This window comes from Lysinibacillus sp. VIII_CA, assembly GCF_049943995.1.
GTDB lineage: Bacteria > Bacillota > Bacilli > Bacillales_A > Planococcaceae > Lysinibacillus > Lysinibacillus pinottii.
Window position 1 is genome coordinate 1 of the sequence record NZ_JBNFXM010000018.1, and the last position, 25,493, is coordinate 25,493.

Below are 25,493 nucleotides of genomic sequence, written 5' to 3' on the forward strand. Positions count from 1 at the left end.
AAGAAACTAGCTACTTGGACGTGGCAGACAGCTTAAGAGAGCCTCTATGCTCGAAGAGTATGTTGGATACAGCAATGATTTACCAAATATTGAAAATGAAAGAGAAAGAAACATGACAAAAGCCATCGAGAATAACTTCTCGATGACTTTTGTCTACAGTCTGAGCCACCTCTATAGTAAGGGGTGGCACCTTTTTTAAAAAATACAGACAGAAGTATAGATAATATAATTAAATAGTGTTATCGTAAGAACTAGCTAAATAAAATGATCCTTCGGGGTAGGGTGAAATTCCCAATCGGCGGTGATGAAGTCATTCAAAGTCCGTGAGCGCAAGCTGATTTGGTGCAAATCCAAAACCGACAGTAACAGTCTGGATGGGAGAAGGGTATAAGTGTGAGCTTTTTAAATTCAATGTAATTTAAAAGGTCTATTTGATTATGCATTTATTACACTACTTCCCGCAAACTTGTAGGGAAGTTTTTTATTTAGCCAATCAATTGAATAGAAGATGTTCTTCGGGGTAGGGTGAAATTCCCAATCGGCGGTGATGAAGTTATTCAAAGTCCGTGAGCGCAAGCTGATTTGGTGCAAATCCAAAACCGACAGTGATAGTCTGGATGGGAGAAGAACAAATAAGATACTAGTCTATGGAAAAAATGTATATCCAAGTAGGCTTATTTATTGATGTCTTATACTCCCAAAACCCCTTTGTGAAAGGGGTTTTTCTTTTTATAGAAGCTTCAGAAGGGAGACGGATAGAAAAGAAAGAGTGACGGATAAAAGCTACGTAAATGAGTGAAAGCAGGTGAAGAAATGTTTACAGGTATTGTAGAGGATATTGGCACTATTAAAGCCTTGCAAAGCAATAAGAACAGTATGAAAATCACTGTTCACTCTTCAAAAGTTACAGAAGATGTAAGGCTAGGGGACAGTATAGCCGTCAATGGAGTTTGTTTAACGGTGACCCATTTTACGGATCAAGAGCTGACGATGGATGTCATGCCTGAAACCGTCAAAGCTACAAATTTACATCAGCTTGCAGTAGGCGATCCGGTTAATTTGGAGCGTGCGATGCCTGCGAACGGGCGATTTGGTGGTCATTTTGTTGCTGGCCATGTTGATGCAGTTGGGAAAATTTTACGAAAGCGTCCAGTCGCTAACGCGGTCTATATTGATATCGAATTGTCTGAGGAACTAACAAGTTTCTGTATTCCAAAGGGCTCCATAACGATTGATGGCACAAGCTTAACAATCTTTCATGTTGAATCGAATTATGTCACTATTTCACTGATTCCTCATACTTACAAGGAAACAATTTTAGGCATGAAAAAAATTGGCGCATTCGTCAATATTGAAACAGATTTAGTAGGTAAGTATATTGTAAACCAATTGAAGAACGGGCAAGACAAGTCTATGATAACAAGAGATTATTTGGCACGGCATGGTTTTTAAGATCACATAATAAGGAGATGACAAGAGTGCTACATGCAATTGAAGATGCCATAGAGGATTTAAAACAAGGGAAAGTGATTGTCGTGGTGGATGATGAAGATCGGGAAAATGAGGGGGATCTTCTTGCACTTGCTGAATATATCACTCCTGAAACGATTAACTTTATGGCGACTTATGGGAGAGGTTTAATTTGTACGCCGATTTCGCAGGAGCTAGCACATAAGCTAGAACTGCACCCAATGGTTCAGCATAATACGGATAACCATCAAACAGCATTTACCGTAAGTATCGACCATATAGACACAACAACAGGGATTAGTGCCTTTGAGCGGGCTTTCACTATACAAAAGATGCTGAAGTCTCAAGCAAAAAACACTGATTTTCGTCGGCCAGGACATATTTTTCCATTAATCGCAAAGGATAACGGTGTCTTAGAGCGAAGAGGCCATACGGAGGCGACCATTGATTTAGCTAAGCTTTGTCATAGTATTCCTGCTGGGGTGATTTGTGAAATCATGGGAGACGATGGTCACATGATGCGCTTTGAAGAACTGACAAAGTATGCAGCACATCATGGTTTAAAAATGATTTCCATTGAGGCGTTAGCCGCTTATCGTAGCCAAACATTAACAACAAACTACTAACAAAGGAGTTATAAAAAATGGGTCAAACATTTGAAGCACAATTAATAGGAACGGATTTAAAAATTGCAGTAGTTGTAGGTCGATTCAATGAGTTTATTACAAGCAAATTATTAGATGGAGCAATGGATGGGTTAAAGCGACATGGTGTTGATGAAGCATCTATTGATGTTGCATGGGTGCCTGGAGCTTTTGAGGTGCCTTTTATTGCGAAACAATTAGCAGAGACAAAAAAATATGATGCGATTATTGGTTTAGGAACGGTTATTCGCGGTTCTACAACACATTATGATTATGTATGTAATGAGTCGGCAAAAGGTATAGCAAATGTATCGTTAACGACCAATGTGCCAGTTATTTTCGGTATTGTTACAACAGAAAATATTGAACAGGCGATTGAACGTGCGGGGACAAAATCAGGTAATAAAGGGTATGATTCGGCAATATCGGCAATTGAGATGGCGAATCTACAAAAAATGATTGGCTAAGAACATACTGAATAGGTTATCACCGTACTGGTTGCTTGAATAATTTTTATATCCATGGGAAAAATATGCCTAAGTATATTTATTAAACGTCCAAGTTTTCATAAATGTACTAAATTTGAGCAGGCTCAGTAGGAGATGAGAAGTATTTCAATGGAACAAATGATGAATTTGAAAATGTTGAAATCACTATTTCAACGCTCTGCTGATGTGATATTCCAACAGTATAAATTTCAGCAACATACCGTCCATATGATAACCTGTGACGCCATGATAGACGAAGAACTTCTTCAAACCGTTGTAGTCGAACGTGTCCAATCCTTATTTAATAGTGGTTCTGATGAAACGTTAGAAGAACTAATTGAACAGCATCTTCATGTTCCTTATTTACAAAAGGTCATGAAGAAAGAGGATATTATTACAAGAGTCTATAAAGGCCACGTCTTATTATATTTTGAGGAAGATCACTTGATTTATTCCAGTGATATTTCAAATAGACCTAATCGTGAGCCTGGGGAAACAACGCTTGAATTAGTTGTGAAAGGGCCAAAAGATGATTTTATTGAAGATGTATTTATTAATGTAGCTTTACTACGAAAACGTTTACCTACAAATTCATTTAGTGTAGAAACATTAGAGATTGGTCAACGCTCTAAAACAACGGTAGCTGTGTTATATATGGAAGACATTGTGAATTTGAATATGCTAGAACAAATCCGTTTACAATTACAAAAAATTGATACAGATATTGTCGTTAATGGCGATTTGCTGATGGAGGCAATTGAACAAACGGCTAAAGTTCTCCCTAGACATGATTATACGGGAAGACCAGATTTTGCTCTTCAGGCATTAATGAGAGGACGAATACTAATAATGATCGATGGCGTTTCGTATGCCATGATTATTCCGGCCAATATTATGCTGCTCTTTAAAACAGCTGAGGACAATGAATATCCCATCATCGTCAGTTCAATGGAACGGGTGCTCCGAATATTTGGAATACTGATCAGTATGTTACTTCCTGGTTTTTGGCTTGCCGTAACCACCTATCATCAAGAACAGCTTCCATATCTTCTTCTTGCGACAGTGGTCGAGTCAAGAACGGGATTACCATTTCCGACAGTACTTGAAATAATGATGATGCTATTTATGTTTGAAATGTTTCGCGAGGCCAATTTGCGTTTGCCTAGTGCGATTAGTGGTTCAATCAGTGTGGTGGGAGGATTAATCATTGGAGATGCTGCGATTAAAGCTGGTGTGACAAGCCCTTCGATGATTGTTATCATTGCAATTTCAAGCATTGCTGCATTCACACTGGTCAATCAAGCCTTTGTGACAGCAATGAGTATTTTCCGATTAATCATCATTTTATTTTCAGCTTTTTTGGGTCTGTTTGGATTTTTTATTTCGGTCTTTTTCATTATCCTCTATGCAGCAAATATGCGTGTTTTAGGTGTGCCCTATATAAATTTTAGTGCTGATTACGAAAGTGGTGGAAATATCGGCAAGTCCTTACTACGTTTATCGCCAAAGGGCTATAGTCTACGACCGTCCTTCTTAAAACCACAAGATCGGACACGAACTGCTACTAATAAGGCAAAAAAAAATCAGGGTGTCTGACCGTTGACTAATATTTGGCTGTAGACAAGCTCAAAAAGTTTTTTTTCTTTCTTTTTCATGGAAATAACATGAGGCCGTTGGTTTTCATTACGGAAGGGGTCTAGCCGCATCTCTTGCTCTTTCCGAAAAAGTTGTTATGCTGTGCTGTACTTCTATTACTATGCGTACGAGGATGAGAAAAAACAAAGGCCATTGAGAATCATTTTCTCAATGGCCTTTGTCTAATGGTCTCTACATTTTGTAGCTATTTGAACGGAATATGGACGATGGCAGTCGTTTCAAGATGTTTCGATGATTCAATCGAAATATCTCCATGATATTTATGGACAATTTCTTTCACGATAAATAAACCTTGCCCTCGAATTTTACCATTTTCATGCTTTTTCGTAGAGAATCCTTGTTTAAAGATTTGATTCTCATCTACAATATTCGGTCCTGTATTCGTAATTTTAAATTCATATTGTGTTTCATTTGCTTGACAACAAATCATAATTTTACGTTGCCCCTCAGGCAATTCATTGGCAGCATCAATCGCATTGTCAATTAAGTTCGATAGAATCTTGATTAAATCTGTCGTTTTAATTTTATTAAAGTCGCCCTGAGAGATGGTAAAATCCATATCAATATTATGATTCTGTGCAGTTAGCTTTTTTGTTTGTAATAATATGGATAAACCTGGATGATCAATATTTAATTTTAAAGATTTAATCGCTTGTACTTCTTTAGACAGTGATGCTAAATATTGTTTTGCTTGATCTGTTTTTTCTAATTGTAAAAGGCCATGTAAAACTTGAATATGGTTCGTGAAATCATGACGTAACGAAGACACCGAGGTAATCAGCGTTTTGATTTCTGCTTGGTAAGTATCTTCTGTAGCGCCTACTTCCTTCGCTACCTCTTTTTGGTACCATCTTTGTAAAAATAAAAAAGAACCAGCAACAATTAAAATAAAGACACCATTGAAAATAAAAATAAATAGGTTATCTTCAATGACTTTTCCTTTAATACCATTTAAAGTATCTGCGCTTATATCAATACCTAGATAACCAATTATTTTGCCTGTATCATCTTTAATGGGCGCACCAACAGATAAATAAGAACCGTGGACTGAATCATGGATTACCTCTGTAACATAGGTTTCACCATGATAGGCTTTTTCTACTTGTTGAGCAGGAACAGTACAAACCTCACCTATTTCAAATCCTTTTTTTAGTTCACTCGGCATACCCATTACCATTGCTTTTGATACTTTTGGGTTATCCACCTGTAATGTATAAACAAATAATGCACCTAGCTTTACCCTTGCATCATTTAAGTAACTTCTTACTTCCCAATAATAATCATTCTTGTGCGGATTATCTAAAAATTGCTGATAGGCAATGGTATCGATGGAAGATGCAATGGTAGTGGCAGCCTCTAGACTTTGATTAGCAATTGATTCTTCAACGGTCTTTTTAATTTTTACATAGGATGTAATGATGTTTAAACTTGTAAACAAACATAATAAAATTGTTGATAGAATTAATATAAGCTTTATTTTTGGATTTTTCATATAACTCGGGACTTCCTCATCTATTAATATTCTAGAATATTAATTAACTCTATTTTTTGTTTGTAAACCAAACAATGCTTGTTTATCCTACATAAAATAAAACACAAAATCAATATGACTTTAAAATTACACACCGTAAACACTAGTTTAATAATCCTTTACAAGAAAGTAAACTAAAAAGGTGAAATAGCACATTTTATGTCTCAGTTCCTATACTCAAGGAAAGTTCATAAAATTCCTGAAACAAAGGTCGCATAAAAAAATCCCTTGCCTGTCATACATCATCTGTTCCATATTTTTGGTAGATAAAGTACTTTATCGAAAAATTAATTGGAACGAGGGAATGCGACTCCTGCTGAGAGCGTCTGCCAGAAGTGGAGATCGACAGCGTTACTTTATTTCCCTGTAAAAGAAAGAAGTTTCCTAAAAAATAGGGAGCTTTTTTCTATTTGTAAGACATACATTACAAAGAATAAAGTGATAAAATGAAGGGGATGAAAGAATTGGAAAAGGATCTCCTGCAATTATTAAAAGAAGGAGGACTTATTTTATATGCAAGGCATGGGACTGCAACAGTAGGTGTAGATCAAGCGAATGCTCTATTTCAAAGTTGTCAGTATCAAAGAAATTTATCAGAACAAGGTCGTCATGAGGCTGTATATTATGGCCAGATGCTACGTTATTGGCAAATCCCCATCCTTGCGCCTATCACAGCTAGTCCTTTCTGTCGAACGATTGAAACAGCTCAGTTGGCTTTTCCAAATGTTCAGGTACAGATTGACCCTTTTTTGTTTGAGATCTTTATGTTAGGTGGAAATTTGTCGACTGTTCAACAAAATACAATTTTAATGGCTTTTCAATCTATGATGGAAATGCAACCACCGAAGGGAATCAATAGAGTCATGATTGGCCATAGTTTTCCGAAAGATATGGGGCTAGGGGATATTTCGAGTATGGGCACCGTTATTGTAAAACCTAAGGGCTTAGGTCATGGGTATGAAATTTTGGGAAAACTGACATTAGAAGATTTAGCAAAATTAGATACAATTTGAGATGAGGGAAATGATGAATATCAAAACAGTTTCTCAATGTACATTTGAGGAAGTATTGCGGGCGTGGAACAAAGGCTTTGAAGGATACTTTGTGCCAATTGACATGTCGACAGAAATGTTTTTGCAGCGACTTGTTGGGGAGGGGCTGTCAGCTGAGCACTCCATTGTCGTTTTTGACCATGATGAACCGATTGGTATTGTTATGAACGGCTTTCGCATTATTAATGGTAAGAAAGTGGCTTGGAATGGCGGCACAGGCATTTCACCCTTTTATCGTGGGAAAGGCGTTTCACGATTACTAATGGAGGAAACACTAGCAATCTATGAACGTGAAAATGTTGAAATTGCTGTACTGGAAGCAATAAAGGAAAATTCAGTAGCGATTGCTTTGTATGAGAAATATGGCTATGCTATAACCGATCAACTTCAATTTTTAAGTGGGGAATATGCAGCGAGAGTAGAACAAACATCAGCTATTCGAGCAGAAATAATTCGTCCAGAGCAATTACCTCACGTGCCATTTTATCAGGAAGATGTCCCTTGGCAATGTAGCTGGCATAGCGTTAAGCAAGGAGAAGCTCGGGTTTTCTATAACGAAGCAAATGATGTGCTGGGCTATATGTTATATAAAATAGTTTGGGGTAAACAGGGTGAGTTGGAGCGGGTTATTCTTTATCAATTAGAAGTATTAGACGTGAGTAATGTCAAATTACTGCCGCATTTTTTAGCCAGTTTGACAGCTCAGAAGGTGAATATATCAGCTGTTAATTTCTTAGCAAGTAATCCAGCAACAAGCTATTTAGTGGCAAATGGACTAAAGGTGACGACAGAGCAGGTACAGATGAAAAAGCAATGCTACCCATTGTTGTCAACCTAATGAAAATCCAGTATACTAATGCGATAATGAATGGGAATAGAGGATGAAGACATGACGTTTGAAGAAATATTACCACGCTTAAAAGCAGGAGAAAAAGTAATTCGTAAAGGCTGGGGCGGGGCTGAACTATATGTGAAGCTAGTCGGCCAAAGTCAACACGATGGAGAGACTTTGAATCCTTATTTTTTGATTAATGTACGTGGAGAAGGCTATACAATGTTCACGCCTACAGTATGTGATTTATTAGCGGAAGATTGGATAGTAGTTGAATAATAATAGGAGAAGTCATCTCAATTTTGAGGTGGCTTCTTGTTGTAAGGAGACATGTTATGAGATTCGAAGAATATACAAATAAAACGATTTTTATTACGGGGGCTGCATCAGGAATTGGATATGCTCAAGCACTTGCTTTTTTAGAAAATGGCGCGAATGTATTTGGTTTTGATATAGAAGCGCAAGGGTTAGTCCAATTACAGCAGCAATATCCAGAGCATTTTGCCTATATGGTTGGTAGTGTTTGTAGCCAACAAGATGTGGAACAGTCGTACGAAGCTGCTATTTCTTCATTTACACAAATTGATATTTTATGTAATACAGCAGGTATTTTAGATGGCTTTGCAAAGACGCTGGATACGGACGAAGCATTATGGGATAAAATTATGAACACCAATGTTAAAGGAACGTTTTTTGTGACGAATAAAATCTTGTCTCATATGGTTGCAAGAGGAGCTGGTACGATTGTCAATATGGCTTCTATTGCTGGACTTGTTGCTGGTGGTGGTGGAGCGGCCTACACAGCCTCTAAGCATGCCATTGTTGGCTATACAAAGCAGTTAGATTTAGATTATTGTAGAGCGGGAATACGAGCAAATGCAATTGCACCTGGAGCCATTCAAACTCCGATGAATCAGGCAGATTTTGAGGGTGACGGAGAAATGGCGAAATGGGTAGCACAGGAAACGCCGGCTGGTCGCTGGGCACAGCCTCAGGAGGTTGCAAATTTAACCTTATTTTTAGCAAGCTCAGCAGCAGATTATATGCATGGTACTGTATTACCAATCGATGGTGGCTGGTTGACTAAGTAGGATTGTTTATCAAGTTATTCTTCTGCTATAATACGCAAGTAAGCAAAATTGCTTGCACTACGGCACTTCAGATAGGGCGCTAAGCTCTCTTCCTTTGGTCGTAGTTATTACTAAAATAGCGATTAGCTATTTTACAAAGGAGAATAAAATTGCATACATCGATTGTAAAAGATTCAAGCCGTATGTCAGTGAGTGAACTGACAAAGACGGCTCTTGTTGCAGCACTATATGTTGCTGTAACGGTTTTATTGTCAGTCATTAGCTTTGGCGCTGTTCAACTACGATTGTCAGAAATGTTTAATTATCTGGCCTTGTACAATAAGCGTTATGTATACGCAGTGACATTAGGCGTCATACTAGCAAATTTTATGTCGCCCACATGGATAGTAGATGTGCCAATTGGCGGGATTGCCACCTTCCTAGTACTAGTACTTTGTAGAAGCATTACAAAGCATATCGCCAATGATATCGTAAAAATGGTAGTGACAGCATTGATTTTTGCTGTATCCATGTTTACGGTTGCAGGGCAATTAACCATTCTTTATGACCTTCCTTTTTGGGCTACATGGTTCACAGTGGGGGTTGGAGAATTATTGTCTATGACAGTTGGTGGACTATCAATATATTTATTAAATAAAAAAATAGATTTGTCCAAATAATTTATTATAGCATGATCCATACAGCAAGAAGGGACTCCCATTGGTCGATGAAGACCATTGGGAGTCCCTTCTTTATAAACTATTTGTCTTATGGGTTAATTTGAGCGTCTTGGGACGCCGCACCACTAGTATTATCAGGCTTTTCCAGAAGCATCACTGAATTGGACGTAGTTGATAGATAATTTCCTTTGCCCACAGCTAAAACCTTAGCCACATATTCTATGGATGCTGTGAGTGGTTTTCCAAATGCATCTAAATCTATATTTAGACTTTGACTTACATTGGGGAGACCATTCTGATAAATTCTAGTACTATAATTATTGTTAATGGCATCACTATCTTTGAAACCATCTGCGGCATCTTTAGGTAGCATAAACACTCTATATTCCGTTACGTTTTGTCCGTTTTTGACATCGAAGCTAATGGTAATATCGGAATATCTATTTTGTTGACCTTGAATACTCAGTTGTACATTCTCTACCGCTACAGGTGCTGAATGATCCACTAAAGTAATAGAAGAAGATGGGTAGGATAAGTTATACATTGCCTTTGACGTGCCATTACCTACGGACAATATATAGATGCGATATTCTTCGCCATTCGTTATCAGTCTTCCTTCTGTATCTTTACTACCAGTTCCCAAACTTATACTAGATTGACCTTTATTTATATCCATAAAATTAGTGGCTTTAATAGCTGCGTTCACATCAAATCCATTTGCTTTTGATGCGGGTACGACAAGTATACGGTAGCTACCAATATTGGATTCATCAGAAGGCTTCGAGAACGATATTTGTAAATCTCGACCATCTCCATAATCACCAACATCGCTTACATTAATATTACTTACCGCCTGAACAGCTTTACTTTTACTAAGTGTAATGACAGGCGAAGCAGAGGATAGAGCATAGGTATTTGGAGAATTTCCATTGGATACAGTCAGTACATAGACGCGGTAGCTAGTTCCTTCCGTAATAAAATTACCACGTACATCCCTAATCCCATCCAACGTTCTCGTTGTAGTTATATTCCCACCTTTGCTTTCAGTGATGTAATAATTACTACTATTGGCTTGTGAAAGATTAAAGCTACTGTAATAAGCTGTCGGTACAATTAGAATTCGATAATGATTGACATTTGATTCATTCGAAGGCTTTGTAAACGTTACTTGCACATCACGGCCATCTCCATTATCGTCTATATCTGCCACATTTAGATTGGATACAGCTTGCACATTAAAGTTCTTATTTAGCGTAATCGTAGATGTCGGCGCAGATAGTGCATTGCTTCCTATTCCATTCGCTACAGTTAAAACATAAATGCGGTAGCTAGTACCTTCTTTGATTGTATTACCGCGCACATCTCGAGTATTTTCAGATAACGTTTGCTCGTATATGGATTTTCCAGATTTGTATACAGTTGTATAATTGCTGCTGGATATATTATTTGCTTCCGTCAGACTGAAGCTATTGTAATAAGCTGTTGGTACAACTAGAATCCGATAGTGACTAATAATGGACTCGTCTACAGCTTTATTGAAAGAGACAAAGAGGTCACGTCCGTTGCCATAATCACTTACATCGTTAGCATATAGATTCGATACTGCACCCGCATTGCTGCTATATAGCGTAATCGTATTCGAGGCTGAAGATAGCGTATTATTCGCTGAGTTATTTGTTACAGCCATAACGAACACACGATAGCTAACGCCATTCTGAATGGGATATCCGTCAGTATCTCTTGCTCCTGAAGAGAGTACCTGAGTAATATTGTAGCCTGTTTTGTTTACTTGTGTGTAATAAGTGCTAGATAAGCTGTTTGCCTTTGTCAATGTAAAATTTGAATAGTTGTTAGCTCTTACTACAAAAATTCTGTAAGCGCTAAGAGTAGATTCATCGGACACTTTATTGAAGCTAACTCTTAAATCACGCCCATCCCCAAAGTCATTGATATCACTCACTTGTGTAATAATCGGAGTAGACATTGTATTTTGACTAAGTGTTACGGATGATGAGCCCGATGACAGTTTATTTCCTAATGAATTCGTGTTACTTACAGACATAACGAACGCTGTATAAGGTACGTTATTCTTAATGAGATCACCGGCAGTATCACGTGCTGTGGAAGATAAAGTTCCTGTCAAAATACTGCCGTTATTTCCCGATTTATTCACGGTTGTATAGTAGCTGCTTGATAAATTATTGGCAGTAGTAAGACTAAAATTGCTAGCATCCCTAGACTTTACGATATACATACGATAATTGGAAATATTGTTATCATTTTGCGGACGAGTGAAGCTAACTGAGATATCGCGTCCATCGCCAAAATCGTTAATATCATTCATTTTCACATTTGTTACCTCTGTAACAGACGACAAATTCGTTAAGGTAATCTTTGCGGAAGAACTCGATAAAACGCTAGAATAAGAACCTTTCCCAACCGCAAGTATACGAACTACATAAGGCTGATCATTTCTAATGAAGTCTCCATCCACATCCCTTGAATTCTGCGATAAAGTAACAGCACGATTCGAATTTGATGTAGATACTACTGTATAATTAGAAGGGGAGACCTTCAAGGCAGATGCTAAATTGAAGCTTTTGGATGCCTTCAAAACCATTACCCGATAATGATCGACGTATGATTCTGTAGACGATCTGGAAAAGCTAATCTCCATGTCACGCCCATCTCCCTGATCATTAACATCGCGTACAGATACATTGCTCGCAGGAGAAATACTGATATAGCTTGGAGTGTCAGATATAATAGTGACAGTCTGATTTTTTGAGTTCCAGTCAACCTCCTGACCAAGCGCTTCACTAACGAAGCGAACTGGTACCATAGTTCTGCCTCTTAAAATTTGTGCTGGTACATCAAGCGTAACTGACTGGCCATCAATAGTAGCTACCTTCGATTTCATTTTGAGAACTACTGTAGTATCTCCTTTATACCCTGTTACAGTTTGACTCCTTGAATCCCAATTTACATTGGCACCCAATGCCTCAAAGATTGCTCTAAGTGGCAGCATAACACGCCCTTGAATCATCGCTGGCGGCTGATCGGTCTTCAATTGAACCCCGTCCACAGTAATTGTGATGGCTTTTGCCGCTTGTGCGGTTGCCGGTTGCAGCAATAGCGGTACAATAAGCATTGCTGCAAAAAATAAAGTCCATATTTTTTTCATATATTCCACCCTTCTTCATGCCATATAACTGACGCAGCATGACAACTTATTTAACGTATCAAAGGCCTAAAAGTTTCACCATTTTACCTCTAAAAGAAAATTTAACCATCAGTTGCTATGTCGCAGTATTTCCTTGTCTACATATCGTAGAAGCTGTAAGAGAATTTTAAGAGGGAAGGTGGTAGGAGGATTAGCAAAAATAGTGGATGACACTGGCTTTATACAATAAAGAAGGCAACTCTCTCACCCATAGTCACTTCCACTGAATGAGAGGTTGGTGACTATAGATAAAAGAATTGCCGAGAAATTAGAATGGCTTACTTTTTGGTGTTATTCCACTGTTACAGATAGTTCATTTACAAGTAGCGATGAGGAGCCATATCCTCCTGGTAGGAAGTAAAGCTCAGAGCTAGTTTCTTTAATATCCTGTAAAAACTCGAAAAAATTACCTGCTATCGTCATTTGCTTAACAGGGGAGGAAATTTTACCATTTTGAATTTGAAATCCTTTAGCAGCGACTGAAAAATCACCTGAAACCGTATTCGTACCAGAATGAAGCCCAGATAATTCAGTAATCAATACACCGTTACCAACCGACTGAATTAATTCATCTAGAGATTTCTCACCAGTTGAAATATATAAAATTTGGGGCGCAATCGTTAAGGCTCCTTTATAGGAATCTTTATGGGCATGCCCTGTTGTTTCACAGTTATCTTTTTTGGCCGTTTTTCTATTATGCAGAAGTGTTTGGAGTGTCCCCTCTAAAATAATTTCCTGCTCTTTTGTTGCAACACCCTCACCATCAAAGCTTGCTCCAGACAATGCGGCAGGATGGAATGGAGTACTTAGTAGGGAAACTGCCCCTGATGCCACCTTTTGTCCCACCTTTCCCTTTAATAGAGATTGATCTTTTTGAGCATTTTCAGCTGACAGTATCGGCATAAATGTTTCTAATAATGATGCTGATGCATCAGAGCGAAGTATGATTGGATACTTTCCACTAGGAATCGATTTTTCACCTAAATTCGCAAGAGCTTCCTCAGCTGCTTCCTTGGCAATATCATCAGCATGCAGAGAAGGAAAATCACGTGTCATTTTCAAATAACGTCCTGTTTTCATCTCTTCACCCTCTTTTACAACGGTGGAGAGGAAAATCACGAGGCCGTTCTCCTTATGTGATAAGGCAAGATTTTTACTATTCACTAATGAGCGTTCAGTCGTATATTCTTGCAGGAAACAATAATCAAGAGCAATGATACGTGAATCGTATGCGCGAATTTTTTCTTCGATGGAACGAAGGAGCTCTATTTTTTCTGGAATTCCGATAGTCTCTAATTCTTCATTGTAATATTCATAGGATGGGTATTTAGCGCTGCCATGAAAAATGGCTACGCCCTCATCTTCATCAAGTATGTTTGCATTTGCTTTTGCGCTATTAATTAAAAAGGAAATCGAATCATCGTCTAGTTTTTCTGTATAGGAATAGCCCATTTTTCCGTTGTAAAGCCCTCGTAGACTTAGCCCTCCGTCCTCAGACGTTTCGTAGCTATCTATCTCGCCCTTGTAGAGCATGCATCGAATTGATTTATTTTGTTCATAATAAACCTCCGCTTCTATAAATCCCGCTTCTTGTGCCTTGTCTAATAGTCTTTCCTGGTATTTAGCAATGTTCATTCATCATTCCCCCTTCGTTCCACCAACTGTTATTTCGCTTACCCGAATCATTGGCTGACCAACATTGACAGGAAGACTTCCGCTTAGAGAACCACACATACCTGCTCCATGAGCGAGATTATTACCTACTCGATCAACGAGCTGCAATGTTTTTGCGCCATTGCCAATGAGTGTTGCGCCCCGTACAGGGCGGTCAATTTTTCCATTTTTAACGATATAGGCCTCCATTACGGCAAAATTATAATCGCCAGTAGAAGGGGAAACTTGTCCACCTCCCATATACTTTGCGTAAATACCATACTCGGTCGATGCAATAATATCGGCTGGCGTAGATGTGCCTGGGGCAATATACGTATTTGTCATACGTGATGTGGGGTTAAATCGATAGGATTGTCGACGAGAAGAGCCAGTTGGCTGTGCATCCATACGGCGAGCATTAAATTTATCAATTAAATAGCCCTTTAAAATCCCATTTTCAATTAAAATGTTCTTTCTAGTTTTTTCTCCCTCGTCATCAATATTTAATGATCCCCACTCGTTCGGAAGTGTACCATCATCAATATATGTAACAATTTCAGGAGCGACTTGTTCACCGATACGATTGGCAAATACTGAATTATTTTTAGCAACAGCAGTTGCCTCTAAGCCATGTCCACAAGCCTCATGGAAAATGACACCACCAAATTCATTATCAATAATGACAGGGAATTTACCGCTTGGACATTCATCTGCATGAAGCATTGTGACTGCGATACGTGCAGCTTCTCCTGCATAATGGTTTAGGTCTAGCTTTTCAATAAATTCAAAGCCTGCATGTGCACCTGGGCCATAGAAGCCCGTTTGTACCTCAGTACCCTCTGTAGCTGTCGCTTGCATACTAAGTCTACTGTGAACGCGTGTATCCTCAACAAGCTTACCCTCTGAATTTGCAATCAGTACGTTTTGTTGTTCATCAAAATATCGAACTTTTACCTGATGAATTCGGGGATCATAATGTCTGGCAATAGAGTCTGCTTGTCGCATAATAGCTGTTTTTCTTGCGTGTTCCACTGTATGAGGCATGCGGAGAATTTGATGAATAGGAGTGATGATTTCTTTATGCAAAGGGTGAATGGTACCCGATTTACCGCCTTTGATGGCCAGGGCTGCACGCTCTGCCGCTGCTAATAAACCTGCCTCAGAAAAATCATTGGTGTAAGTATAGATGCTTTGAAGTCCTGAAAAAATGCGGATACCAATTCCAAAATCACGCCCAGTAATACTTTGTTCAATTTTGCCGCTTTGTAAGACAAAGTCATTGACATATTTATCTTCAATAAAAATTTCTGAAAAATCCCCACCAGTTGCTAGCGCTGCTTCAAGGACATTTTCAATAATGGATTGTTTGATCATATATCTTCCTCCTTTTCTTGATTATACCAAATAATTAAAAAATTCTGCATTATTCTATTTTCCTAGATTTGAAGATAGCTTCACATAAATTTATGTATATTACGTAAAAAATTTTTTTATGACATATTTCTCTAACCATTTCACCACACTAACAGAAAGACAGAGGAAGGTGAAAAGATGCAACAACCATATAATGTCGGTGATATCGTTTATATTTTTTATCGGAATCCTCATATTCAGGATGTAGCGAATATACAGGAAGCCGCGGTGGTTAATCATCCAGAGCAACCAGAGGAGCTAGCCGTATTCCTATTTGAAACCTATTATCCGATAACGAATGATATGTTAATTTTTTCAAGTGAAATGGCGGCTGAGCAAGCCTACCACCAGTATTTTCATTGAGGGAGGATAACGATGAATAAACCATTTATCCCTCAGCTCGTCTATTTTGAGCCTGATGCGCTCTACTATCCGTTAGGTCAGGAGTTAAAAGAAAAGTTTGAGCAGATGGGAATCGAAATACGCTATACAACTTCGCATAACCAAGTAAGAAATCTCCCTGGAGAAAATGATTTTCAAAAGTATCGAGTAGCCAAATCTACTTTGGTAGTGGGCATCCGGAAAACGTTAAAGTTTGATACATCCAAGCCTTCCGCTGAATATGCCATTCCATTTGCCACTGGCTGTATGGGTCATTGCCATTATTGTTATTTACAAACAACGATGGGTAGCAAGCCTTATATTCGTACGTATGTTAATGTGGATGAAATATTGGAGCAGGCTGATCATTATATGGCTGAACGTGCTCCTGACATTACACGTTTTGAGGCATCCTGTACGTCCGATATTGTAGGGATTGACCATCTCACACATACATTGAAACGTGCTATTGAGCATTTTGGACAAAGTGAATTAGGTCAATTACGATTTGTGACGAAGTTCCATCATGTGGATCACCTATTGGATGCTAAACATAATGGTAAAACAAGATTCCGTTTTAGCGTCAATGCGGATTATGTGATTAAGCATTTTGAGCCTGGAACTTCTCCATTAGCAAAAAGAATTGAGGCGGCTGGGAAAGTGGCAAGGGCTGGCTATCCGCTCGGTTTCATCGTTGCCCCCATTTATCTACATGATGGATGGCAGGAGGGGTATTATCAGATGTTTGAGCGATTAGATGCTGAATTACCAAAGGATGTGCGTGAGGATATTACGTTTGAGTTTATCCAGCATCGCTTTACGAAGCCAGCTAAACGTGTGATTGAAAAAAATTATCCGATGACAAAGCTAGAACTTGACGAAACCGTGAGACGATATAAATGGGGGAAATATGGAATAGGTAAATACATTTATCAAAAAGATGAGGAAGAAGATATTAAAGAACATTTATATGGCTATATGAAAAAGTTCTTCCCGCAAGCGAAATTAGAATATTTTACGTAATGAGAGAGAGCCTTTGTCGTTCTCTCTAAATTTTTATTTATGCTACATATAGTTCATGACATTGTTTGTGACTGTTCCTATTGTATAATCTCCCTTTCAATGGTAACGCTAACAGAGAACGACAAGCAGAAGAGGAGAACAAAGATGGACTCATTTCAAGTAAATTGTTGGTCGGAGCATGAGGAACTAAAGGTGGTCATGCTTTGTGCACCTTCGATAGTAGATGTAACTGATTCAAAAATAGCTGAGCAGGTTGGGTGGAGTGAGCCTGTCAACCATCATAAAGCTATGGAAAATTTCCTGGCATTGAAGACAACGCTTGAAAACGCTGGGGTAAGAGTAATCGATTATGCCAAAGAATTAACAAAAGAACAGCAGCTGTTAAGTGAACAGCTCATTAATCGTTATTTTGTGCGCGATTTAGCCTGTGTTGTGGGGCAGCAGCTTTTACCTGGTAACGCTGGAAGCTCGTTAAGACGCCCTGAGTATCCATATGCTCATGCTATTTTAGCCAAGTGGTTTCCCGAACAATTTATAAGCAATGCACAGCCTTCTCAATCCCTTGAATGTGGGGATGTCATGCTATTAAATAAGGATGCAATCCTCATGAATCTAGGGATGAGAACTTCATTAGAGGCTGTTGAAAGCTTGAAGGAGCGCTTCTTTCAACAAGGATTTTCAGAAATTGCGGTTATTGATTTACCGAAAGGCAATGATACGCTTCATTTAGATATGAATTGTAATGTTGTGAATCATAACTTAATGATTGCTAAAAGCTTTGTGCGTTATTTTCCTGTACAGGTGTTTACAGCCCAGGGAAGTTATTTTGATATGCCCGCACCATTTTTACAGCGTCATGGTTTTGATGTTTACTGGCTGGAAACCTATAAAACCATTCCGGACATTAACTTAATTAATCTTGATCCAGAAACGTTAGTAATCAGTAAGCAGGCATCTAAGCAGCAGTTATTGAAGCATCCAATATTAAGTAAAAAGAAATTACTGGAAGTGGACATCACAGAGCTTGAAAAAGGTGGTGGAGGCATTCGATGTATGACATTGCCTTTAGTAAGAAAGTAGTGAAGGGTTGATTACATGACATCAAATACAAGTAAGGGCAGGTTGTCCTGGTGGCAGCTTTCGCTTATCGGTATAGGCTGTACGCTAGGAACAGGTTTTTTTCTTGGAACAAGTATGGCCATTCATAAAAGTGGTCCGGCTGTTTTAATTCCTTTTTTATTAGCGGCTATTTGTACGTATATTGTTTATGATGCACTTGTTAAAATGTCTGTTGAGAATCCTGATAAAGGTTCATTTCGTACTTATGCTAAACAAGCATTTGGCAGGTGGGCTGGATTTAGTAATGGTTGGGTCTATTTAATCTCTGAAATTCTTATTATGGGGAGCCAGCTTATGGCGCTCGGAATTTTTACAAAGTTTTGGTTTCCCGCATTGCCATTATGGGTTGCAGCCTCTATCTATGCTGCTATAGGGTTAGTTGTGATTCTCACAGGGATGAAGGGTTTTGAAAACTTCCAAAACATATTTGGAGCTTTAAAGGCGGCAGCGATTGTGATGTTTATTATCGTAGCCATTGTCATCATCACGAAAGGGTCACAAGCCTCTACATTGGATTCACTCTATGCGAATTATGAAGAATTTTTCTCACAAGGTATAAAAGGAATTTGGCTCGGGCTATTGTATGCCTTTTACGCCTATGGAGGCATTGAAGTAATGGGGTTAATGGTCATTGATTTAAAAAATCCAAAAGAAGCACCAAAAGCAGGCAGAATAATGTTAGTAGTTATTACGATCATTTTTTTAATGGCCATTGCACTTGCGTTAGCGCTTGTCTCTTGGAAGGACTTTACGATTGATGAGAGTCCCTTTATTACAGCCCTTCAAGGTTATCACATTCCCTTTGTGGCAGATATTTTTAATGGTGTTTTAATCATTGCTGGATTTTCAACAATGGTAGCTTCTCTCTATGCGGTGATTACGATTCTTATTACACTGGCAGAGGATCATGATGCACCCAAAATACTAGCGAAGAAAGGGAAAAGAAAAGTTCCTATGCCTGCCTTTATATTTTTAACTGGTGGCTTAGTCATAACAATCGTTATTGGCTTTCTCATGCCTGAAAAAATCTTTGAATATTTGATGACAGCAGCAGGTTTAATGTTGATTTATAACTGGCTCTTTATTTTAATAACCTATATGAAGCTTATGGAGTTATCTAAGTGGGAGCATGTGAAAAATGGGTTGGGGATGCTGCTCATAGCGGTTACAGTATCGGGTACGCTAGGAGAAAAAACAAGCAGACTCGGCTTTTTCGTGAGCCTGCTCTTTCTTGTCCTTATAGGGATAGCAACCTGGATTGTTGTGAAAAGGCAAAGTCATAAGGAAGCCTAATGGTTTGGACGTTATTTTTGCGACCTTCGTAAGAACGGACATTTGGACGGACTTTGATGATCATCACTTAAAAAATATTGCTTCCATTCATAACTATCTTCTTGACCGTACCATTTTAAATCGGGATGTCCAGGGAGTGCATCATAATGGGCTATGCGTTGACGGATGAGCTTCTTTAATTTTCGCCCAAATGCAGTAGAGTCGTTTATTTCTTCAAAAATCCAGCGTGGCTGAATGGCCATGAGCAAAGTAGAGAAATGGCGACTCCTGCGCATTTTATGTGCGGGTGTTGCGCAGGAGATAAAATAGGGCTCACCGTTAAAACAAAACTCCCATTCATTGTGTGCGGGGTCGGTTGGTATTTGTTCAGGCCAATCGAGATCGTCGATGTTAGTTAATTGGTTAAGTATGGTCCAAAACAATTGCTGATAATCCTCGACTTTATAATTACCGAGCATATCTTGAGGGGTATGAAAGAATACAGTGAGTGTTGTATATTTACCAAAAGTTTGCGAGGATTTTGTGAATTCCTTTAAACAGTGTGCTAGCTCATGAATGGATTGCTCCTTCCGTGGATCTCCAATAAAACTATAGCGCAGATGATTCGATAAAAACCCCATTCTGGCAGGTACACACGGAAAGGTATTTTCTTCATCAGCAATCGTGTTGGCAAAATCCATGTAGGCAGACTGTTGCCAAATTGGAAGTGTATCCAAATTTTCCTCAATCCACTTCCTGTCAAATATTCCTACGTCCACTTGAGTCTCCTCCTTCTATACACCTTTATTCTATTAATGAAAAAGCCAATAGGTTACGAAATTATGATGAATATGTAAGGACATATGGATCAATTATAAATTACTCAATGGATGGCATGAAGAGTAGAGTCTTGCTTAATTTAGATTGTTTTGAGCATGGGAGGAGCGGCATATAAACTAAAGATATTTGTTTTGAAAAATAGTGCAGCTTCAATGGCTGACTGATAAGAACATTGAAGCTGCACATATTATTCTTTTCGTTGAAAGACCTTTTGTTCCAGGATAGTTAGGGCATGTTGAATATCCTTTATATCCTCCTGTGAAGCATGTTGAATAAGCTGTAAAAAGCGCTCCTCAATGCATGCAAAGGCCTCCTCCATCATTTTATCTCCCTCAATGGACAAGCGAATGTACTGCTTTCTTCGGTCCTCCGTGTCGTTGTATTTTTCAATGAGGTTTTGGTCTTGTAATTTTCGCAATTCACGACTTGTGTTGGGTAAAGACATATGCTGACATTCGCTTATTTCGGTAGGCGTTACGGGCTGGCTTACTTTAATATATTCAAGAATTTTATATTGAAGCGGTGTTATATTGGCAACGGTCACGTTTTGTGACAGCTCGTGTGTCACTTGATGGACACTTGCTGTAAACGTTACGAATTGATGAAATAAACTGCTTTTATCCATTTGGATCACCTCTTATTGTCAAGATAACAAATAACTTATCTTAAAACAATTATCATTTGACAATAAAAAATGAATCGATTATTATTTAGTTATCAAATGATAAGTAATGGAGGCGTAGTATGAAAACATTAATTGTCTATACATATCCAAACCACAAGAGCTTAAATTATGCATTTTTACAGGAAGTGATGAAGGGCTGTCAAGAGAATCCTGCCATTGATGAGATACAGCTACTAGATTTATATAAAGAAGAATTCGATCCGCGTTTAATTTTCCATGAGCATAAACGACGTCGGGATATGTATCGTGATCCGCAATTGGAAAAGTATCGTCAACAGCTGATTTGGGCAGATCAGATTGTATTTGTCTATCCAATATGGTGGGGGAGACCACCTGCTATGCTGTTAGGCTATTTCGATCAATTGTTTGCATCGAATTTTGCGTATCGAGATACTAAAGGATTATTCCCAGAAGGACTCTTGAAAGGGAAGTCGGTTGTATGTGTGTCCACGATGAAGGGACCAACCAATTATCCGCTGCTATGGCTGAATAATGCGCATAAAATTTTGATGAAAAGAGCGCTATTTAGTTTTGTGGGAATGAAGAAAGTGAAGTTTTTTGAGTTTGGTAACATGGAAAGTAAAAAAGGGAAGCACCAGCAAAAGCTGAACAAAGTGTATCAATATTTTAGAAAGGTGGCTTACTAATAAAAAAACTCGTGCAGACATCTCTAGTCGTTTGCACGAGTTTTTGTAGTATCAATGGGCAATGTAATCAAAAAGGCTGTAAATTCACCAAGCTTGCTTTCAACGGTGATGGTCCCGTGATGCATATCAATAATTTTTTTAACAATGGCTAAACCAAGCCCACTCCCACCATTTGTAGCTGTCCGTGATTGGTCGGCCTTATAAAATCGTTCAAATATATGCATTTGCTGTTCTTCGGATAGGCCTATGCCAGTATCTTGGACAATGATGGTAATGGTATTGTCATGCTGCGTCATAGACAAAGTGATTATTCCATTGTCGGGTGTGAATTTAATACTATTCGTTAGCAAATTCATCCAAACCTGATTCATTAAATCCTCATCTGCGGTAATAGTTATATTGTCTAGCTGGAGATCAAAGTCCAGTTGTTTAGCTACCCAATTAGGTTCAAGAGCCAGAATGACATTTCGCAATTGTTTATCCAGTCGATAGGTTGTTGTTTCAAATGGATGATGCTGTGATTCTAACGAAGTCAGCTTCAGTAAATTATCACTAATCTTGGACAACCGATTACTTTCCAATTCTATAATGTCTAAGTAATGTAGCCGCTTTTCTTCCGGTAGATGTATGTTCTTAAGAGCCTTCGCAAAGCCATTAATAGACGTTAAAGGTGATTGGATTTCGTGGGAGACGTTTGAAATAAATTCTTGTCGCATTCTTTCAAGCTCTCCTAATTCAATAGCCATATGATTGATGCCATGGATTAATTGACCGAATTGGTCTTCCTCATTGCCTTTTACATCTAATTGGATATTAAAATCTCCTTTCGCCATTTGTCTTAATGCTTCCACAATAGCGTCCCAGTAGTTCCGTTGTCGATTGAGCCCAATTAGGAAGATAATAGCGGCCGAACAGGCAAAGAGTACGAAAACACCGAGGACGGTGCCTAATTGCTGCCAAAAATCATGGGGTTCTGTACCTAACTGACCATACAGCCATTCCATTACATGATAAGAAATAAAAGCAAATAGAGTATTGGTAATGAGAAAGAGGAATAGAACAAATAGAACTCTGACAAGAAATTTTCGTTTTCTCATGAGGCTAGTTCCAAGCGATAGCCAAGACCGCGAAGAGTGCGGATGGCAAAGCCGCTGATCTCCTGAGGAAAACGCTCACGTATTCTTTTTATATGGACATCTATTGTGCGTTCGTCTCCTTCATAATCATAGCCCCAAATTTCTTCAATCAATTGTTCGCGTGAAAATGTTTTGCCCACATAGCTCGCTAATGTAAATAGTAGTTCGAATTCCTTTAAACGAAGGACAATGATTTCTCCATTCAGATCCACTTCATGTGTATGACGATTGAGTTTAACGTTGCCAGCTTCTACTACTTGAGAGAGCGCAATACGATAGCGTTTTAATATCGATTTTACACGTACAATTAGCTCGGCAGGCTCAAAGGGTTTTACTAAATAGTCATCTGTCCCTAAATGGAAACCCTTGACCTTTTGGGCGGTTTCTCCTTTTGCAGTGAGCATGAGAATAGGCAGGTCTGTATGATATGAACGAATTTCCTCACATAAAGCCCAACCATCCATTTTTGGCATCATAATATCCATGATAACCATATCAACCTTTTCAGAGGCTAGCTTGGACAGTGCATCGACACCGTCCGTTGCTTCAATCACCTCGAGACCTTCATTTTGAAGAAATACTCTTACTAATTCTCGAATATGGGCATCATCATCTACCATTAATAGTTTGGTCATTTAAATAATTCCCTTCGTTAGTTCTCTTTAATTCGTAATTGCTGCATGGCAAACTCACGATACATGGCATGCGTCTCAAAGAGTGTTTCATGTGTGCCACACCCTGTAATCTGTCCTTTTTCTACAAATAGTATTTGATCGGCATCTACTACCGTTGATAGGCGGTGAGCAATGACTAATGTTGTGCGACCTTGCATTAAATTATCTAACGCTTTTTGTACATATATTTCAGATTTACTATCTAAACTTGATGTAGCTTCATCCAGCATTAAAATTTGCGGGTTCCGTAATAGCGCTCTCGCAATAGAAATGCGCTGACGTTGCCCTCCTGAAAGCTTGATGCCTCTTTCGCCTACTTCTGTATCAAACTTATCGGGAAGATCGTTAATAAATTGATCAGCATAAGCCATTTTGGCCACTCTTTCTAGCTCATCATCCTGCACTTCACGGTCAACACCATAACAAATATTTTCTCGAATCGTTCCAGACAACAGGGCACTTTCTTGAGCTACATAGCCAATTTGACTACGCCAGGAGTGAAGTGAAAATGTCTCGATGGGCGTTTTTCCTAGCGTAATAGTACCGCTAGTTGGTTGGTAATACCGTTCTAATAGAGAGAATGTAGTTGTTTTACCGCCACCACTTGGACCTACAATGGCCGTTACTTTGCCGGGCTCTATTGTGAAGGTTATATTGGATAAAATCGGATCCTCACCGTATGAAAAGTCAACATTGTTAACATAAATAGGCTGATCTATTTTATTAACTGTGATGCCTTCTTCGATATGCTCCTCTTCATGCTCCAATAAAGCACTAATACGTTCAGTGGCACCCATTGCTTTTTGAAGTTGAGTAAAGAACATGGTCAATTGTGTCATGGGCATGATGATTTGGATTAAATATAAAATAAAAGCCACCATATCACCAGCAGTCAGTTCACCAGAGGAAACACGAACGCCTCCATAGCCAATAATAGCAACTAGAACCGACATCAGAACGAATGAAATTAATGGTGAAATAAGTGCATGGATTTTAGCCTCTTTTAAACCAAAGTTAAAGAGATTCGTAATGCCCTTTTTCCCACGCTCATATTCTACTTGCTCCGCATTAGAAGCTTTAACTAAGCGTGTTTCAGGTAAAACTTGATTTAATACCGAAGTAAACTTAGCAGTTTCGTCTTGCATCCCTTTCGAAATCACAAACATGCGTTTTCCTAGTAGCATTAAAATAACCATCGCTAGGGGCACAGCGATTAACATCACTAATGTCATTTTCCAATCTAAAAATAAAAGAATAATAATGGAGCCGATGATGGAAATAACACCCGATAAACAGTTTGCTAGATGCTCTGTAATGAGCTCTTTAACGACTGCTGTATCATTTGTTACACGACTTAATGTTTCACCTGTATCGTTTTCGTCATAATAGGGGATAGGTAAATGCAGCAGCTTGCGCCAAAGTTGATCACGTAATTTTGCCACTACATGATGACCTACACGATTCAAATAATAGATCGATAATCCACTTGCAATGGCTTGAGCGATAAAAGCAATACCAAGCAAAATGATTTGCCAATAATTAAGCGATTCTAATGAAAAGCCGTCCACTAATTGTTTTGTAAATAATGGGACGATAAAACCTACGCCCGTAGTCGCTAAACTCATAATTAAAGCGATAACTAGGAGCCAAATAGGTGGTTCAGCTCGTTTTACTAATTGTATAAATCGTCGCCAATCTGGTTTTTTTGTAGTTTCTTTTGATGTTTCTTGCAAAGCAATAAGCCTCCTTCAATGTCTTCAAACAACGTAAATCGTTCCTATGGCTTTTACTATAGCACGCGTTTATGAACTGAATGTGAAATGAAATAAAAGGTGATGTTCAAATCATCATCACCTTCAACATAGGGCTAGTGAGCGAGGCATAGATGTTTTAGAAGAAGCGGTTTTAAGATCAGCTTCAAACAACTAGCATTATACGGGACTAAGTTTTATCAGGAAGTTTAAAATATAAAAGAGTGTTTTGCAATAGGGGGAGCCTGATATA

General features: G+C 38.6%; 22 protein-coding genes, 1 pseudogene and 2 riboswitches. Of the genes and pseudogenes, 14 read left to right on the top strand and 9 right to left on the bottom strand.

Going from position 1 to position 25,493, the window contains the following annotated elements; translation table 11 throughout:
• Window positions 1–264: 264 nt before the first annotated feature.
• A riboswitch (FMN riboswitch) is annotated at window positions 265–390 on the top strand.
• 117 nt (window positions 391–507) lie between these two features.
• A riboswitch (FMN riboswitch) is annotated at window positions 508–633 on the top strand.
• Window positions 634–813: 180 nt separating this feature from the next.
• The 4 genes and pseudogenes from ribE to ACP3VS_RS18755 all read left to right on the top strand — a co-directional run bounded on the left by ribE (window position 814) and on the right by ACP3VS_RS18755 (window position 4,198).
• A complete protein-coding gene (gene ribE, locus ACP3VS_RS18740; protein WP_036162654.1) occupies window positions 814–1,452 on the top strand; it encodes a riboflavin synthase in 639 nt (212 codons plus the stop codon).
• A 26-nt stretch (window positions 1,453–1,478) separates the two neighbouring features.
• Window positions 1,479–2,087 (top strand): annotated as a pseudogene (gene ribB / locus ACP3VS_RS18745) (3,4-dihydroxy-2-butanone-4-phosphate synthase); the annotation flags it as partial.
• 26 nt (window positions 2,088–2,113) lie between these two features.
• On the top strand, window positions 2,114–2,581 hold the full coding sequence (ribH, locus tag ACP3VS_RS18750; protein WP_008176574.1) for a 6,7-dimethyl-8-ribityllumazine synthase: 468 nt from the start codon (window positions 2,114–2,116) through the stop codon (window positions 2,579–2,581).
• Between the two features lie 150 nt (window positions 2,582–2,731).
• A complete protein-coding gene (locus ACP3VS_RS18755) occupies window positions 2,732–4,198 on the top strand; it encodes a spore germination protein (protein ID WP_099806417.1) in 1,467 nt (488 codons plus the stop codon).
• A 244-nt stretch (window positions 4,199–4,442) separates the two neighbouring features.
• On the opposite strand, the gene ACP3VS_RS18760 is transcribed toward ACP3VS_RS18755, so the two are convergent.
• Window positions 4,443–5,750, bottom strand: a complete 1,308-nt coding sequence (locus tag ACP3VS_RS18760) for a GHKL domain-containing protein (RefSeq protein ID WP_012293715.1) — start codon at window positions 5,748–5,750, stop codon at window positions 4,443–4,445.
• 485 nt (window positions 5,751–6,235) lie between these two features.
• On the opposite strand from ACP3VS_RS18760, the gene ACP3VS_RS18765 reads away from it, so the two are divergent.
• The 5 genes from ACP3VS_RS18765 (at window position 6,236) to ACP3VS_RS18785 (ending at window position 9,423) form a co-directional block, all read left to right on the top strand.
• Complete coding sequence (locus ACP3VS_RS18765; RefSeq protein WP_012293716.1) at window positions 6,236–6,802, top strand: histidine phosphatase family protein; 567 nt, start codon at window positions 6,236–6,238, stop codon at window positions 6,800–6,802.
• A 10-nt stretch (window positions 6,803–6,812) separates the two neighbouring features.
• A complete protein-coding gene (locus ACP3VS_RS18770) occupies window positions 6,813–7,679 on the top strand; it encodes a GNAT family N-acetyltransferase (protein ID WP_426389608.1) in 867 nt (288 codons plus the stop codon).
• Window positions 7,680–7,730: 51 nt separating this feature from the next.
• Window positions 7,731–7,952, top strand: coding sequence for a DUF2829 domain-containing protein (locus ACP3VS_RS18775; protein ID WP_012293718.1), 222 nt, complete (start codon window positions 7,731–7,733; stop codon window positions 7,950–7,952).
• 56 nt (window positions 7,953–8,008) lie between these two features.
• Window positions 8,009–8,764, top strand: coding sequence for a 3-oxoacyl-ACP reductase (locus ACP3VS_RS18780; protein WP_099806418.1), 756 nt, complete (start codon window positions 8,009–8,011; stop codon window positions 8,762–8,764).
• A gap of 149 nt (window positions 8,765–8,913) precedes the next feature.
• A complete protein-coding gene (locus ACP3VS_RS18785) occupies window positions 8,914–9,423 on the top strand; it encodes a QueT transporter family protein (protein ID WP_227256869.1) in 510 nt (169 codons plus the stop codon).
• A gap of 88 nt (window positions 9,424–9,511) precedes the next feature.
• Here ACP3VS_RS18785 and ACP3VS_RS18790 read toward each other — a convergent pair whose 3' ends face one another.
• The 3 genes from ACP3VS_RS18790 to ACP3VS_RS18800 form a co-directional block, all read right to left on the bottom strand.
• A complete protein-coding gene (locus ACP3VS_RS18790) occupies window positions 9,512–12,607 on the bottom strand; it encodes a copper amine oxidase N-terminal domain-containing protein (RefSeq protein WP_426389611.1) in 3,096 nt (1,031 codons plus the stop codon).
• Window positions 12,608–12,937: 330 nt separating this feature from the next.
• Window positions 12,938–14,281: a TldD/PmbA family protein gene (locus ACP3VS_RS18795; RefSeq protein WP_031417192.1), complete on the bottom strand. Its 1,344-nt coding sequence runs from the start codon at window positions 14,279–14,281 to the stop codon at window positions 12,938–12,940.
• A 3-nt stretch (window positions 14,282–14,284) separates the two neighbouring features.
• Window positions 14,285–15,673 (bottom strand): TldD/PmbA family protein, encoded by a 1,389-nt coding sequence (locus ACP3VS_RS18800; protein WP_012293723.1) that lies wholly within the window; start codon window positions 15,671–15,673, stop codon window positions 14,285–14,287.
• A gap of 177 nt (window positions 15,674–15,850) precedes the next feature.
• Here ACP3VS_RS18800 and ACP3VS_RS18805 point away from each other — a divergent pair, with 177 nt between their 5' ends.
• The 4 genes from ACP3VS_RS18805 (at window position 15,851) to ACP3VS_RS18820 (ending at window position 19,528) form a co-directional block, all read left to right on the top strand.
• Window positions 15,851–16,075, top strand: coding sequence for a transcriptional regulator SplA domain-containing protein (locus ACP3VS_RS18805; RefSeq protein ID WP_012293724.1), 225 nt, complete (start codon window positions 15,851–15,853; stop codon window positions 16,073–16,075).
• A gap of 12 nt (window positions 16,076–16,087) precedes the next feature.
• Entirely contained in the window at window positions 16,088–17,116 is a 1,029-nt protein-coding gene (gene splB / locus ACP3VS_RS18810; RefSeq protein ID WP_426389614.1) for a spore photoproduct lyase, read from the top strand.
• A 144-nt stretch (window positions 17,117–17,260) separates the two neighbouring features.
• Window positions 17,261–18,196, top strand: coding sequence for an arginine deiminase family protein (locus ACP3VS_RS18815; RefSeq protein ID WP_036161210.1), 936 nt, complete (start codon window positions 17,261–17,263; stop codon window positions 18,194–18,196).
• Between the two features lie 15 nt (window positions 18,197–18,211).
• Entirely contained in the window at window positions 18,212–19,528 is a 1,317-nt protein-coding gene (locus ACP3VS_RS18820; RefSeq protein ID WP_012293727.1) for an amino acid permease, read from the top strand.
• A gap of 11 nt (window positions 19,529–19,539) precedes the next feature.
• Here ACP3VS_RS18820 and ACP3VS_RS18825 read toward each other — a convergent pair whose 3' ends face one another.
• Entirely contained in the window at window positions 19,540–20,286 is a 747-nt protein-coding gene (locus ACP3VS_RS18825) for a YqcI/YcgG family protein (RefSeq protein ID WP_031417189.1), read from the bottom strand.
• A 248-nt stretch (window positions 20,287–20,534) separates the two neighbouring features.
• A complete protein-coding gene (locus tag ACP3VS_RS18830) occupies window positions 20,535–20,972 on the bottom strand; it encodes a MarR family winged helix-turn-helix transcriptional regulator (protein ID WP_036166027.1) in 438 nt (145 codons plus the stop codon).
• A gap of 119 nt (window positions 20,973–21,091) precedes the next feature.
• Here ACP3VS_RS18830 and ACP3VS_RS18835 point away from each other — a divergent pair, with 119 nt between their 5' ends.
• The gene (locus tag ACP3VS_RS18835; RefSeq protein ID WP_012293730.1) at window positions 21,092–21,679 is read left to right on the top strand and encodes an NAD(P)H-dependent oxidoreductase; all 588 of its coding nucleotides are present in this window, start codon (window positions 21,092–21,094) and stop codon (window positions 21,677–21,679) included.
• A gap of 23 nt (window positions 21,680–21,702) precedes the next feature.
• On the opposite strand, the gene ACP3VS_RS18840 is transcribed toward ACP3VS_RS18835, so the two are convergent.
• From ACP3VS_RS18840 to ACP3VS_RS18850, 3 genes are read right to left on the bottom strand one after another with little or no spacing between them, the layout of a single operon-like run.
• Entirely contained in the window at window positions 21,703–22,776 is a 1,074-nt protein-coding gene (locus ACP3VS_RS18840) for a sensor histidine kinase (RefSeq protein ID WP_036161214.1), read from the bottom strand.
• A complete protein-coding gene (locus tag ACP3VS_RS18845; RefSeq protein WP_198696023.1) occupies window positions 22,773–23,450 on the bottom strand; it encodes a response regulator transcription factor in 678 nt (225 codons plus the stop codon). The genes ACP3VS_RS18840 and ACP3VS_RS18845 overlap by 4 nt, the downstream gene beginning before the upstream one ends.
• Before the next feature lie 17 nt (window positions 23,451–23,467).
• Window positions 23,468–25,222 (bottom strand): ABC transporter ATP-binding protein, encoded by a 1,755-nt coding sequence (locus ACP3VS_RS18850; protein WP_012293733.1) that lies wholly within the window; start codon window positions 25,220–25,222, stop codon window positions 23,468–23,470.
• Window positions 25,223–25,493 lie beyond the last annotated feature (271 nt).

Excerpts from the sequence above, each read along its gene's own strand:
- ribE (WP_036162654.1), top strand. The coding sequence starts at position 814 with ATGTTTACAGGTATTGTAGAGGATATTGGCACTATTAAAGCCTTGCAA.
- ribH (WP_008176574.1), top strand. The coding sequence starts at position 2,114 with ATGGGTCAAACATTTGAAGCACAATTAATAGGAACGGATTTAAAAATT.
- ACP3VS_RS18755 (WP_099806417.1), top strand. The coding sequence starts at position 2,732 with ATGGAACAAATGATGAATTTGAAAATGTTGAAATCACTATTTCAACGC.
- ACP3VS_RS18760 (WP_012293715.1), bottom strand. The coding sequence starts at position 5,750 with ATGAAAAATCCAAAAATAAAGCTTATATTAATTCTATCAACAATTTTA.
- ACP3VS_RS18765 (WP_012293716.1), top strand. The coding sequence starts at position 6,236 with ATGAAGGGGATGAAAGAATTGGAAAAGGATCTCCTGCAATTATTAAAA.
- ACP3VS_RS18770 (WP_426389608.1), top strand. The coding sequence starts at position 6,813 with ATGATGAATATCAAAACAGTTTCTCAATGTACATTTGAGGAAGTATTG.
- ACP3VS_RS18775 (WP_012293718.1), top strand. The coding sequence starts at position 7,731 with ATGACGTTTGAAGAAATATTACCACGCTTAAAAGCAGGAGAAAAAGTA.
- ACP3VS_RS18780 (WP_099806418.1), top strand. The coding sequence starts at position 8,009 with ATGAGATTCGAAGAATATACAAATAAAACGATTTTTATTACGGGGGCT.
- ACP3VS_RS18790 (WP_426389611.1), bottom strand. The coding sequence starts at position 12,607 with ATGAAAAAAATATGGACTTTATTTTTTGCAGCAATGCTTATTGTACCG.
- ACP3VS_RS18795 (WP_031417192.1), bottom strand. The coding sequence starts at position 14,281 with ATGAACATTGCTAAATACCAGGAAAGACTATTAGACAAGGCACAAGAA.
- ACP3VS_RS18800 (WP_012293723.1), bottom strand. The coding sequence starts at position 15,673 with ATGATCAAACAATCCATTATTGAAAATGTCCTTGAAGCAGCGCTAGCA.
- ACP3VS_RS18805 (WP_012293724.1), top strand. The coding sequence starts at position 15,851 with ATGCAACAACCATATAATGTCGGTGATATCGTTTATATTTTTTATCGG.
- splB (WP_426389614.1), top strand. The coding sequence starts at position 16,088 with ATGAATAAACCATTTATCCCTCAGCTCGTCTATTTTGAGCCTGATGCG.
- ACP3VS_RS18815 (WP_036161210.1), top strand. The coding sequence starts at position 17,261 with ATGGACTCATTTCAAGTAAATTGTTGGTCGGAGCATGAGGAACTAAAG.
- ACP3VS_RS18820 (WP_012293727.1), top strand. The coding sequence starts at position 18,212 with ATGACATCAAATACAAGTAAGGGCAGGTTGTCCTGGTGGCAGCTTTCG.
- ACP3VS_RS18830 (WP_036166027.1), bottom strand. The coding sequence starts at position 20,972 with ATGGATAAAAGCAGTTTATTTCATCAATTCGTAACGTTTACAGCAAGT.
- ACP3VS_RS18835 (WP_012293730.1), top strand. The coding sequence starts at position 21,092 with ATGAAAACATTAATTGTCTATACATATCCAAACCACAAGAGCTTAAAT.
- ACP3VS_RS18840 (WP_036161214.1), bottom strand. The coding sequence starts at position 22,776 with ATGAGAAAACGAAAATTTCTTGTCAGAGTTCTATTTGTTCTATTCCTC.
- ACP3VS_RS18845 (WP_198696023.1), bottom strand. The coding sequence starts at position 23,450 with ATGACCAAACTATTAATGGTAGATGATGATGCCCATATTCGAGAATTA.